This is a genomic window from Vibrio makurazakiensis (assembly GCF_050337375.1).
GTDB classification, from domain to species: Bacteria; Pseudomonadota; Gammaproteobacteria; order Enterobacterales; family Vibrionaceae; genus Vibrio; species Vibrio makurazakiensis.
Map to the genome: position 1 here is coordinate 1 of NZ_JAKJSW010000106.1, position 14,699 is coordinate 14,699.

The window sequence follows — 14,699 nt, forward strand, 5'->3', positions numbered from 1 at the left end:
GATGATTAATAATGATGAAAGTAATTGATAAATTTGATAACTTTGCCGTAATTTATATAAAAACTATTACAAAAGGTTTCGCTGCTATTGTTTAAGAGGTTGCAGTGTGATTCTGGAGAGATTATGGATGTAGAAGTAGTACGCGAACTAACGACCGTTAAAAGCGTTTCTGGTGACGTAATTGCAGTTAAAACTGATGGCAGTGCGCGAAAGCTATCTGCTGGTGATCTCATTGAATCAAATGAAATTGTCATAACTGCTGACCAAGCTAATTTACTATTAGAAAATCCACATGCTGAAGCTAATCTAGCCGGAAACTGTGTTGGTTGTGTCGACGAACAATTTTCATGGGTAGCTGAACCTCTTGCTGGTGAAGTCCAATTCAATCTCGATTTGTCTACAGACCCAGTGTTAAATGAAGATGAATTTGCAGCAATTCAAGATGCAATCTTAGCTGGAGAAGATCCGACAGAAATTCTAGCTGCCACCGCAGCAGGTGCCGGTGGTGGCTCTGCAAACGCAGGGTTTGTGACTATTGAATATAATGGGACCCAAGTTCAGGCAAGTACTTTTTTTGAAACTTCGGGTTTGATTAAGGAAGAATCAGAACAAACAGTTGATGACCTTAGGCCGTTCATTTCGGCTGCTGGTGGTCAATCAATTCAAGAGACGTTAATTGAGGGAACGCTTTCTTCAAATACTTATCCTCAATCGATAACTAGCTCCGTTTTGATTGCTGCGGGTGATTTGGCTCTAGATCCTAGTACGTTTATTCCAGTCTCCAGCTCTTTGTCTTCTTTGTTGGGTGAACTGAATTCAGATATCACATCAGGTGGCCAACCGGTCTCTTTCACTTATGACGTGACAGAACAAGTTATTGTTGGTGTTCAGGGTGGGGAAGAAGTGCTCCGTATAGATATGGATGTGGTTAACGCGGGTAAAGATGCCACGTTAACCCTAACCACAACTATTTCTCAACCGCTTGACCATTTATCTTCTATCGCTGGTGGACAAGTTTCTCTCATAAACGATCAGATAACCATTTCCTTTGATATCGAAGGTAAAGACTCGGGTGGCAACCCTATTCAGGAGCCAATCAGTGCGCAGGTCAATATTGCAGATGGTGAAAATGCGTCTCCACAAGCCGTTAATATTGAGAACGTAGAATCTAATGACACTCTTGTCCAAGGAACATTTGTTCTAATTGGCAGTGACGCATTAGAAACGACCACTTTTAATGAGAGTGCGCTGTCTCAATTCAATGGTTTACTGAGCGACAATCAAACAACGACAGCCGTTCTTTCAGAAAGTGGCTCGCGGATCACTCTTGTGATCAGCGATACGGGTGAGACTGTTTTAACGGTAAAAATAGATGTAGATGGTTCTTATCAATTCCAACAATTTAAACCGTTGGAGAACATTGGTTCTGATTCTATTACTTTATTGCTTCCGACAACATCGACTGATTTCGATCAAGATAGCGTAACAAGTACCATCAGTATTGTACTTGTTGATGGCCAAAACCCAGAAATTACAAACGTTGATGGCATTACTGTTGAAGAGTCGGGCGTCGCCGGAGGATCGGAAGAAGGCAGCGCGCAAGTTTCTGGAACAGGAACGATTTCAGCAACAGCCGGCAGTGACATTATCGATCACTTTGAACTCGCACTGTCTGAATTTAATAGTGATGGCTCCCTGATCTCAAATGGCCAAGCGGTGTCGTTAGAACTGATTAGTGAAGTTGATGGCGTTAGGTCCTATGAAGGCTTTGTCGAAGTTAATGGCAGCAGAGTTACAGTATTCGAGGTAAAACTTGATACGCCGAGTCTGGGTGAGTACGAGTTTACCCTTTTCGAACCGTTGCACCATGTTGGCAGCGAAGATGCACAGCTAACGTTTGATTTACCTGTTTATGCGATTGATGCTGATGGCGACGCTTCATCAGTAGTGGGTGGGACGGGAAGCGAGCAGGCAGCTGCGATCAAAGTGACTGTAGTGGATGATTCAGTTCAGTTACTCGACAACAACTTTTCACTTGTTGAGCCAACGACAGCTGGCGATGTGGTGGTGTCATATAACCTGTTTAAACCTATTGATGAAAAGCCTGATGAAAAGCCTTATGAAGGGGCTGATGGCGCGTCTGTTACGTCATTCACTTATGCGGGTAACTCTTATTCTTTAAATCAAAGTGCAGCTCCTGATTCATTACAAACTTTCAACTTTGACGAAGGTATTTTGTCGATCTCTTTAAACGGTGACTTCAAATTCGAAGTGGCGCGCGATATCGATCACTCAAAAGCTGAAACTATTTCTGAGCAGTTTGTTTTTACAGCTAAAGATGCGGACGGCGATACAGATACCGCAACGGTAGATCTGTCGATTAAAGACGGTGATAACCTCAGTATTGATGTCGTACCGAGTGTGCTTTTAGAAGAGAGTTCGCTGGCTGATGGCTCTTCGCCAAACGCGTCGCCAGTGAGTACAACTCAAGTTATTACGCTGTTGGGTGGAAGCGATGACTTAAGCCATTTTAGTATTGATGTAGATGCATTTAATACCAACGGTGAATTGAAATCTGATGGGCTAGTCGTTAAATTAATAAAAGACCCTACCGATCCTGGCCACTATATTGGTACCACTAAAGATGGCTCAGATAAGATCACTGAAGTTTTTACTCTTACGTTTGACCAAACGAGCAAGGCCCAATATACATTCACTCTTATCGAAGCTCTCGATCACGCGCCTGTTCAAGGGAGCAATAACTTAAGCTTTGACTTGGACGTGATTGCGACTGACACCGACGGTGATAAGGTGATGAAGCCTTTAAAAGTGACCATTGTTGATGATAAACCTGAAATCACAGAGTTAAATCAAACTAGCGCCTTAATCGTGAATGAAGCGGAATTAGGTGCTGGCAGCGATCAAGTGACTGGCTCTTTTGTCACGACGGAAGGTGCTGATGGTGTTGATAGTTATGAACTACGAAATCTAACTGATATTGCTTCGGACCTGTATTCTGGCACAGAAAAAGTATCGATTACCGAAGTTTCGGGAGCAGCAAACGCTACGATTTACCAAGGTGTTACTAGTTCAGGAACGGTCGTATTTACTTTGGCGTTAGGTCACGATGGCTCTTATATCTTTACGCTGAATGAAGCGTTGAACCATGCAAGTGGCTCTGACACGTTARCCATTCCATTCGATGTGGTCGCCGTTGATGGTGATGGTGACACTTCTTCGGTATTCAAATTACCTATCGAAGTGATAGACGATAAACCTGAGATCACAGCGACAACTGGAGAAAAGATCGTTGATGAAGATGACCTAGCTAATTTAGGTTCAGAACAGTCACAAGACACAACGATTGACGGCAAGTTTGTGATTGATGAAGGCGCTGATGGTGTTGTGAGTTATGAACTGGTTGACGCGGACTTAGTGTTGGTTGGGGTGACTTCCGGTGGTGAAAACCTTGAGTGGGCTGCGGTTTCTACAAGCGGCAACACTGTCACTTATACAGCTCAAACTGTTGGCGGTAATGAACCCGTTTTTAAGATTGTTTTCGATGCGTCTGACAACAGTTATCAATTTCAGCTTCTTAAACCCGTCCAGCATCCAGATGGTGCAGGCGAGAACACTGTCCAACTTGATTTCGCGATTAAAGCGGAAGATTTTGATGGTGATAAATCTAATGTCATCGCGCTACCAATAGTGGTCACGGATGATGTACCACAGCTGACGGAACAAACAATTTCTCGTGTTGAAGGTCAGGGGTTCCGTGGCTCTAAAGTTAATATGTTCGAAAACGATACCGACCAAGGATCCGATTCTGCTTCTTTGACTAAAATCGAAGGGGTGAGTAGTAATGAGTCGACAATTGTTTTCAATGGTCCGCGTGGTACGTATTTAGATTCCGTAGATCTACGTGATGGTAGTCAAAATATTCGTGTCTATGAGCAAACTAAAAATGCTAATGGTGATACGGAAACTCGCCAACTTGGAGTATTACGAGTTGATTCAAATGGTGAAGTTGAATTTAAAGCAAGCAATTACTTAGACCACGATGGTGACAGTATTGATTTTGCTATTAATGTGACTGCGACTGATGGTGACATGGATACATCGCAAGCTCAGGTCAATATTTCGGTTACAGACAGAGAGTCTAAACCTATCGCTTTAAAAGTAACAACATTTGAAGATTCTGGCCGTGATTCATCGATTAATTACGCCACTGGTGATGCCCCTGAACTCGAAAATACTCAGGATAACCAAAGTGGTTTGAGTGACTCACCGGCGCAAGTGGCACTGCAAGTGAATATGTATGACGCTGATAACGCAGAGTCTATAGGTCAGTTGACGATTAAAGACGGTAATCATCAAGGTGACTTCTATTACCTTAAAGATGGTGAATATCATAAGCTTGAAGCTGACCCTGCAACAGGGAATATTGTCTTTGATTCCTCGTTAATTGAGCAGAGTACTTCAAAAGTTGGCAACAATACGATTGCTACAATCGAGAATCTATTCTTTGTACCAGACCGGAACTATTCGACAGGTAATGGTGGCGTACCTATCCAATATGAACTGCAAATCGATAACAATAACGTTGCTGATCACTCGGTAAACTCCAGCTTTAAAATTGAAATTGAAAGCGTTGCTGATATTGCTACATGGAATGACACCCGAAGTACCTATCAATATCAAGTTGGTGAAGATGAAGGTAACGTTAGGCTTCAATTACGAGCTGAATCTCAAGATGATAGCAGACCGGAAACTATTACTTATGAATTAAAAGTAACGGCAGGTGAAGGGCAGTTCGAACTATTAGATCGCAATGGTGATGTGATTACTCCTGAAAATGGCGTCTACACGATTTCGTCCTCTGATATTAATCGTATAGAAGTTAATCCTATCGATCACTTTGCAGGTCAGATCCGTTTTGAAGCGACAGCTGTTACGACTGAAAGGCTAAATGCTTACGAAGATAATGGCGGCTCAAATAATAAGGCTGTGGCTCATTCAGTCTCACAAGAACTGGTCATTGATGTAACGCCAAGTGCCGATTTAGGTCGTTTGAGCGTCAATCGAATCCAAATTAATGAAGATAACATTGACAACCCTGATTACAGAGGCAATGACGCAAACTATGATCCGTTTACGTTAAACGAAGTAATCACAATGAAAGCGTCAGAAGACACTGACAGCTCAGAGACGTTGTACGCTAGAATTTCGAATATTACCGAAGGGGCAGAACTTGTTTGGGTTGGTGGCGGTGCTAGCCAAATAACGGTTGTGACTATCAATGGTATTACCTACCAAGAGGTCCCTTATGATCAGCTAAAAAATGTTGAAGTTGTTCCTAAGTTGCACAGTAATGAAGACTTCACTTTTGATGTTACTGGTGTGGTGAAAGACAGTGTTTCACTCTCGACTGGAGTACAAGTCGACGAAGTTGAGCTTGGTACAAAAACGGTACATGTGGATGTGAAAGGTGTGGTTGACATTCCTACCGGAGGAACTGAAGGTTCGCATTGGACAGATTTTACCGATGGTGAAATTAGCGGGTTAGAAACCACCATCTTAGAAAGCCAAGATGGTAGTCACTATGCTGTCCTCGACTTTACGGTTCTATCTGGTGAGCGAGATGTTAATGATCTTTCTAAGCCAGATGATGGATCTGAATCTATCACGGTATTGTTATCTAACATCCCTGAAGGTGTGATAATTGAAGATAGCGATGGCACTCAAATAGACTTGAACTTCGTTGGTTATCAATTAAATGCCAATGGTTCGCTAGACCTTTCAAAGCCAATCTACGAAGCCAATATTACCGATTCGAATGTGTTGTCAGGAATCATTATTCGACCTGTGGATTCATCGACTGAGAATATTCACATCAAGGGAACAATAATAGTCACAGAAAATGACGGTCACACTCAAACTTATGAGCAGGAGATCAGAGTTAATGTTGCGCCGGTTATTGATACCGCCTCAACTTACTCAAATCGCTCGGTTGGTAATGAAGATGAAGCTATTAATGTTGATTGGCACCCTAAAGGGCAAGATTACTTAGATTCTGATGAGCACTTTACTTCGATTGAGATTAAAGGCATCCCTAGTGAGGCGGAAGTCAAAGTAAACGGTAATGTAGATTGGAGCTATGACAGTAATACAGGAACTTTAATCATTAAACCTTTGGTCAGCCCAGACGGTCAATCGCCGGCAGAGTTTACCCAAATTGCGCTAAGCAATGACTTTATCCAGATCACGCCACCTAAAGACTCTAGTGCCGATTTCAAATTGACCACAGTGGTTGGTATTGAAGAGCGAGATCACGAATACACAAGTGACAATATCGTAGGGGAAGGCGGCCGAGTAACGGCGACAGTTACCGGTGATATTACGGTTGTTGTGAAGCCTATTGTCGAACCTCAGGATGATAACAATAAGCTTGTCGTTTCTAATGAAGATGGCTCTGGAGAGTTAACTGCAATAACTGCAGATGAGAAAGGTGTCATCAAGTTCACTACCAATAGTAATAATGAAAATGTCGACTCTAACGGGGTTGAATCATGGGTTGGTGAGCATGTCATTCGATACGAGGAAACCGATGCATCATCTAATGAGTTGGTGGATGATGTCGTTATCCAACTAACAGATATGAATGGTGCATTAATTTCTGACGATGTATTAAGCCAACTTGTTGTAACTGGCGCCGCTTATGAAGGAAATGGCCGCTGGGTGGTGACAGATGAAAATGCCTTTAGTATTAGTGCACCAAGTGGCCTAGACCTAACGCCATCTATTGATAGCGACAATAACCCACAAGGTCTAAGTAGCATTGTCATGACAATACATACCTTGGTTTCAGACAAGGGTGAAGACGCCAATGAAAACTCTCCACAAGCAAATCGACAAGGAAGCGTAACGTTAACTTTCCCTGAAGTTTTAGCGGGTGGTTCTGAGATTGCAGCCTCAATAAGTGTCACTGAAAACAGTATTGTTTCAGGAACTGAAGACACTCAACTTGACTTAGGGCATCAGTTAAACAGCATTATTCATTTCTCTGGACAGGATTCTTCTATCGATGAAGTGACCATCATTATTGATAGCACTGTTTCGATTGGTGGTGTGGCTTATCCTATTAGCATTACTGGTGGTGATGTTGACTTTGTAAATGGAAAGTACGTATTTCAATCTACTGTCGAAGACGGAAAGCAAACGTCGTTCGATGGATTGATGTTAAATCTTCCTAAAGATTTCTCGGGTGATTTTAGACTACCTTTTACTGTCGTAACCAAAGACACAACATCGGGTGATGAAAAAACAACGTCAACGCCTTCGAATGTTATCGTTAAAGTGGATCCTGTTGTTGACGCCCCCGATCCAGCCAAAGAATCACCAGTATCGGTAACCGTGATAGATGAAGGTGGGAACCCCCTTAGCGCGGCGTATGAAGACAGTGATATTTATCTAAACTTTAGTCACACCATTGAAGATAAATTGAATGGTGTAGAAGGTGGTAATGAAGTCCTTTCGTCAATTACTCTCACATTGCCAGATATAGCGGCAGATGGTACTTCGTTAGTTGGAGCGTTTTATGACAGCAATGGCACTAACTTGGGTGCTTCCCTAACGTTTAACCAGACCGAAATTGCTAATGGTGCCTTGGATAAAATCTTGTTTAAACCATCTCACAATTACCCTGGGGCGAATGGGGAAAATACAGTCACGGTTTCAGTGACAGGTACAGTAACGGATACCGCTACGTTTAATGATCCAGCATTGGTTAATGCTGGGCTTGATACCCCAAGTGTAGACTCGAAAGACTTCTCTACATCGGTAAAATTTGAAGTGACTCCAGTCGTTGATGATATTCAGGTAAATGGGCAAATCAATAGCGAGGGCTTTATTGAAGTGTCGGGCCTCGAAGATGAGGTTATTCCTCTTGGAAATTCAGGTCCAGTATCAATGTCATTGACTGACTTAGATGGCTCTGAACAATTCGTATCAATCAAATTTACTGATGTTCCTGAAGGTTTTTTACTTACAGCAGACTCTGGTTATACCGTTAAAAATAATGGTTCAGGAGTATGGAGTGTACAGTTACCAACGAATGTGGGTTCTGAACTCGATTTAAGCGCTATTAAGGTTCAACCGCCGAAGCACTTTAGCGGTACTGCAGAGTTTGGCGTTGTAGCCTTTACTCAGGAGTCTTTGCTTGGTGTCCCAACACCAGCTGAAGGCTTACCTAATTTCAAACTACATGTATCACCTGTTGGCGACAGCGTTGACATTGATGCCACGGATTCAATTTCAGGCTCTGAAGGGCAAAACATTGATTTGGAAATTAACGCTTCTGTTATAGATAAATCTGACTCCGCGACGGGCAGCGGCACTTATTCGGAAAACTCCCCAGAGACTTTACGTATCAATGTCTCTGGAGTGCCTGAGGGTGCTTCAATCTATCACTCAGATGGAACAACGTTAGCTAACTATGATCCGAGCACAAAAGTCTGGTCACTAGATGTGCCAGCTCAACAACTCGACAAAATCGTGTTTAATTCTGGCGAACTTAATAGCGGTGATGGTAATGCGATTGGAATCGATAGCCCAATAAAGGTATCGGTTCAATCTGTCGACAAAGATGCAGATGGCTCTGAACATCTAGGGCCAACAACAGAATTTAATGTGGATCTGGTTATTGACCCGATTAACGACCAGCCTACTTTTGTGACAGTACCTGGTACAGACTCGTTCGATTTGGTTACTGCAGAAGATCAGCCTATCGCAGTTAACTCGTTTACTATCGCTGATATCGACGCAATATACGATGACCCTGATGCCATCTATACATTGACGCTGCAAGTCGATAAAGGAACCTTAGAGTACAGTGACCATACCAATGTAACTTTTAGCTTCGATACTAATGGTAACTTGGTGATGTCGGGCAGCGTTGCGGACATTAATGCTGCTCTTGGTGGCAATAAAGTCATGTTTAAGTCAGATCAGGACAGTAATGACATAAACGCTGGTGGCCCTGTGACGGTTACTGCAATTGTGGACGATGGTGGGAATAGCGGCCTGGTTGATCCGAACGATTCTAATACATCTACGACTAATCAAGCGACTTTTGAAATCGAAGTCACTGAAGTGAATGATAAACCAGAGGCAAGCGATATCAACTTTGGTTCGATTGCGGAAGAAGGGCAGATCATTATATCTGCTCAAGACTTGTTGAACGCGACAAATGATAAAGACGGCGATACGGTTCATGTAGTGAGTTTAGCTATTGCTCAAGGTGAGGGTACGTTAGTCCATAATGCGGGGAATGATACCTGGACGTTTACAGCAGCAGATGACTATAACGGAAACGTCGAGCTTTCTTATGTGGTTCAAGATGATGGTACAACGAATGGAAGTGCAGACTTCTTGTCAGACAGTGCCAAAGTAAGTTTCTCTGTTGAGGGAGTGAATGATACTCCCGTAATTAATGGTGACGCTGTCACTAGCTCTATCAGCGAAGCCGAACATCAGTTGATCAGTGGAATTAAGATCAGTGACGTTGATTATGTGGACGAGTATGCAGACGATTTAATGACTGTGACTTTATCCGTTGACCACGGTCAGTTGTCCGTAGCTATTCCTAATGATGCGAATATTTCGGTAAGAGGTGAAGGAACCAGTTCGGTTGTCATTGTCGGTACATTAGCCGAAGTTAATGAGTTGGTCGGTAACCCGGAACAACCCAATGGCGTTTTCCTAGATGCTAGCTTTGCACCTAATGAGAGCATTAGTTTGCATGTTATCGCGAAAGACAGTGGTAACCCTTCTGGCATTGCTATCGAGACAGATCCAGTCGAATACGATATTCAAGTCACGCCAGTCGCAAATGCTCCAGTTTTGATTATTGATCAAGCGTTTAATTATGTTCGAAACATTACTGCGAGCCAAGCCGCAAGCTTCAATGGCATCGCATTGGTGGGCATATTGGCAACGCTGACAGATATTAATGAAGCGCTGTCACTTGAAATAAGCGGTTTACCGGCTGAAGCAAACTTGGTGAGTGATAGCGGCTTAGTCGACTTTTCCAACAACGTATGGACGGTTTCACCTGATCAAATTGATTCTTTAAGAATTGAAGGCGCAGGGGTGAACCAACACACTATTAGTATCGTAGCGGTTTCTGAAGAGTCGAATGGTGATGTTGCTAAGTCTGATGCAATCGCATTACAGCTGAATGTGGTTTCTGATTCGAGCTTGATTGATCAATCTAGTGAGGTGAATGATGTTCAACTACTTGGAGAAGGTGGTAATAGTGAACTGCTAGGTGGTAGTGGCAATGATCATATCGATGGAGGATCTGGCAATGATGTACTGCATGGCGGAGCGGGTGACGATACCTTAACGGGTGGCGAAGGGAATGATCGCCTCATCGGTGGTTTAGGCTCGGATATTTTAACGGGCGGAACAGGTATGGACACGTTTGTCTGGCATGAAATTGATGATGGAGCGACGGATACAATCACTGACTTCGACTTATCTGAAGGTGATAAAATTGACTTACGAGAAGTGCTACCTGAGCTAAGAACACCTGACGTAAACATGACGACATTGTTAGAGCATATCGACGCGAAGCTCGAAGGGGATAATGTCGAGCTAACCATTCATCCTGATGGAACCGGCGCGGGTGAGCAAGTTATTATGGTCGAGCACCTTGCACATCAATTGACGTTAGACAGCTTTGGTTCACACGATATTGTAAATGCTCTAATTGATCAGAATGTAATTATTCACGATCAGTTCTAGTAGAACCTAAAATCTAGGTATTTACACTTCGGTGGGGTTTGAGCCCTCAGACTTCTAAATTAGAAGACTGAGGGCTTTTAACTATATGTTACCAGACCAATAAACGTACGATATCAACCGGTTATTGGCCTTGATTTCCAGCGTGCTACCATGATCTTGGTAGCTATAGTGATAATATCTGTATTTAGTTCGTTACTGCCCTATAAAGCTGACCAATAACAGCRTAAGATCACACTACTTTAGACCCAATACTAGGTTGCACTTTAGTGCATAGACAGAATAAAACATGAAACTAACAGCAAAACCTTCCGCTAGTAACGCTTTACTTATTTCTATTACGACACCCGAATTTAAAGGTGACGAAGCAAAAGAGTCTCTTGCCGAACTTGCTCGCTTAGTGACAACCCTAGGGTTTAAAGTGGTTGGTACGCAATCACAGCACCATAGCTCTTCACAAAGACAGAATGTTCTGGGTGCGGGCAAGCTTGCTGAGATCGCTCACTTAACTGGTTATCAAGGTTCGATTGAAGAAGCGGAAGACGAAGACTTCATTGATGAGTCATTTGATTTTGGCGCTGGTATCGATGAGTTAGATTTTGATGATCTCCCATCTGAAGATATGGAGTTTGGTACCGCTGATGTGGTGGTATTTGACTGTGACTTAAGCCCGTCTCAACTGCGTAATGTAGAGGCCCATTTGGGTGTCGAAGTATTTGACCGTACCGGTATCATCATTGAGATCTTCAGTCGTCATGCTCGTACTCGTACAGCACGCCTGCAAGTTGAAATTGCTCGCCTAAACTACTTAGTCCCACGACTACGTGAAACAGCTGACGGCGACAAAGAACGTCAAATGGGTCAGGGTGCTGGTGAAACATCACTAGAGCTAGACCGCCGTAAAGTTCGTGATCAAATTGCTGCGCTTAAGCGTGAGCTGGTTAGCGTTCAAGATGAAATGAAGAACCGACGCACTAAGCGATCGGAGCTTTTCACTGTTGCTTTAGTTGGCTACACCAATGCTGGTAAATCTTCGATGATGCGTGCGATGACGGCAACTGAAGTTGTGGGTGAAGATAAACTGTTCGCAACGCTAGATACCACGGTTCGTGCGCTTCAACCGATCACTCAGCCACGTATTCTTGTTTCAGATACAGTTGGCTTCATTAAGAAATTGCCACACGATCTGGTTGCTTCATTCCACTCAACGCTAGCGGAAGCACATGATGCTTCACTATTATTGTATGTGGTTGATGCTTCTGATGCTTCATTCCGTGCTCAGCTTGATGTCGTACATGAAGTATTGGCGCAAGTCGGTGTTGAAGGTAGCGAAAAACTATTAGTGCTGAACAAATGCGATAGATTGAGTGAAGAACAGCAGTTAGAGCTGATTGAAGAATTCCCAAATGCGATGCTAACATCAACTCGCGATCCGCTAGATATCACTAAGCTACATAAGTACATCGTGGATGTTGCTGAACAAGGTATGATCGAAGAAGAGATCACTATTCCTTATTCAGGGCAAGGCATCATCGGTGAGATTCGTTCTAATATGAGTGTGGTTAAAGAAGAGTACGACTACGAATGCATCAAACTAACAGTTCGTTCAAGTGCAATTGATTTAGCGCGACTAAAGAAACGTATGAACACTCTTTAAGCAAGGGTGATCTAGTCCTCGAGTCTAGTTACTGAGCCTAATTTATTAAAATGCGCCGCTAATGTGGCGCATTTTTCGTTGTAAATACTGCTCTAGACTACTTACATTTTTTGATCGGTGGGCATGTGCTTTACCTCAAATCTCAAACCTCAAACCTCAAACCTCAAACCTCAAACCTTGAGATCTGGTTTGTTCTCAGTTTTAGCTGTTGATTAATCTTTGTACTATCCCCATATGTGTAACACTAGGGTACATAAGTAAGGATAACTATATGGATTACCTATTCGCCGTTGTTTTGTTCGCTGTCTCATCATCTGTGACTCCTGGGCCGAATAATATTATGGTGATGACATCCGGTGTGAATTTCGGCGTTAAGAAAAGCCTGCCGCTTTTAACCGGGATTTGTGTCGGTTTTACCCTAATGTTACTGCTTGTTGGACTTGGATTTTCACAGTTATTCGAACTATTCCCTAGCTTACACTTCATCATTAAATGCATTGGCGTACTTTACTTATTGTACTTAGCTTATTTAATCGCTCGTTCTTCAGGTGATGTGCATTCAGACCAACAAAGTGAGCCATTTTCATTTATGAAGGGGGCATTGTTTCAGTGGGTTAATGCGAAAGCTTGGGTGGTAGCAACAGGAGCCATCGCAGCATTCACGACCGTAGGGGCTAACTTCTTTAGCCAAAACGTTATGATCGCGCTGATCTTTTTTGTTGTATCGTTTCCTTGTGTTGGCTTGTGGTTAGCATTTGGGTCTATGCTGAAAAATGTGCTTAATAGTGCCTCTAGCCGCAAATGGTTTAACCTAGTCATGTCTGGATTATTAGTATTGTCGGTTATACCTGTAGTTTCGGAGATTGTAGAAAAACTGGCTTTATAATCGTTGAATTTAGATTGGAAAATGGTTTTTCATTACGAACTTCTAGCGCTTAAGGTCAATAAGTTGAATAGGATATCTCCAGCCAACACTGTTTGTTGCCTTTAGGCTTAATTGTTTTGGTAAGATGTAGAGCTATATAGCCGGTAACCAATGCCTTAATAGCACGTTAGGTTTACTCAATATAATTAACTCAGGAGTCTGTGTGGCTAAAAAGTATTACGTAGTTTGGAAAGGTCGAGAAACAGGTATCTTTACAACGTGGGCAAAGTGTAAGTCTTTAGTGGATGGCTTTGCTGGCGCGAGGTACAAATCATTCCCAACACTCGTTGAGGCTGAATCTGCTTTTGGTGGCAAATCAAATACTACATCAACGGCTAAATCTTCAAGCCCAGCGAAGAAGTCCAATAAGACAAAACCTGCTCCACTTTCTCAGCAACAAATAGATGCCATGCCATTCGATGTGAAAATATTCACCGATGGTGCTTGTGAGCCTAACCCTGGAGAAGCAGGAACAGGGTTAGCAGTCTATAAACATGATGAGTTAAGTGAGCTTTGGTATGGTTTGTATCAAGCAATGGGAACAAACAATACAGCTGAGTTACAGGGCTTGTCTCAAGCGTTATTGTTAGCGAAACAACACTTGTCATCAGGATTGTCTGTCGGGATCTTCTGTGACTCGAAATACTCCATTGATTGCGTGACGAAGTGGGCAATTGGCTGGGAGAAAAAAGGCTGGACTAAGGCTGGTGGCGAAATAAAGAACTTAGACATCATTAAGCCTGCTTACGCTCTTTATCAAGAAATTTCAGCGAAAATTACTATTCATCATGTCAATGGGCATGTAGGAATTGAAGGTAATGAATTAGCCGATAGGATGTCGATCGTCGCAATCAAAACTAAAGATGTGAACTTGTCTTTATATAATGATACTAGCGATATTTCCGAAATATTGGCACTGCGAACAGGGTAGGGAATCTCATAAATAGACAGGTGTTCGATGCTTTATAGTTGGCACTGCTAGTGCTGTTTAGAGCGTACTGTCGCTAAATGTTTAAGCATTTAGTCAGCTTTATGATAACGAGATTTGTAAGTCAAACCTTAGAGCTATATTGAAGCTCTAAGGTTCATTTAGGTATAAGTACTATTAGCGTAAGTGCAATTAGCATAAGTACTTATGAACAAGAACCACAGCACCCACTCGGCGTGTTGTGCTTAATTTTCTTTTCTGAGTTTTCGTCTTCTTTTGGTGCATTATTTGCAGCAAGCTTTGCTTCTTCTACAGTTTCTTTTTCTTCTTTGTTGTTAAATATTTTCTTAATTGAAAGTGCCATCTTAGATCCTAAATTGGTTGTT

Annotated in this window: 5 protein-coding genes; 4 read left to right on the forward strand and 1 reads right to left on the reverse strand. The window is 42.6% G+C overall.

Translation table 11 applies throughout. The features are described 5' to 3' along the window. Positions 1–123 precede the first annotated feature (123 nt). The 4 genes from L4C33_RS12935 (at position 124) to L4C33_RS12950 (ending at position 14,316) form a co-directional block, all read left to right on the forward strand. On the forward strand, positions 124–10,806 hold the full coding sequence (locus L4C33_RS12935; protein ID WP_428812840.1) for a retention module-containing protein: 10,683 nt from the start codon (positions 124–126) through the stop codon (positions 10,804–10,806). A gap of 286 nt (positions 10,807–11,092) precedes the next feature. Continuing rightward, the gene (gene hflX, locus L4C33_RS12940) at positions 11,093–12,460 is read left to right on the forward strand and encodes a GTPase HflX (RefSeq protein WP_428812841.1); all 1,368 of its coding nucleotides are present in this window, start codon (positions 11,093–11,095) and stop codon (positions 12,458–12,460) included. A 271-nt stretch (positions 12,461–12,731) separates the two neighbouring features. Continuing rightward, positions 12,732–13,346 carry a LysE family translocator gene (locus tag L4C33_RS12945; protein WP_428812842.1) on the forward strand — a complete coding sequence of 205 codons (615 nt, stop codon included), beginning with the start codon at positions 12,732–12,734 and terminating at the stop codon, positions 13,344–13,346. A gap of 202 nt (positions 13,347–13,548) precedes the next feature. Next, on the forward strand, positions 13,549–14,316 hold the full coding sequence (locus L4C33_RS12950; protein ID WP_428812843.1) for a ribonuclease H1 domain-containing protein: 768 nt from the start codon (positions 13,549–13,551) through the stop codon (positions 14,314–14,316). Between the two features lie 202 nt (positions 14,317–14,518). Here the strand turns inward: L4C33_RS12950 and L4C33_RS12955 are convergent. After that, positions 14,519–14,699, reverse strand: a 181-nt coding sequence (locus tag L4C33_RS12955; RefSeq protein WP_428812844.1) for a CCGSCS motif protein, incomplete at its 5' end; no start/stop codon positions are given.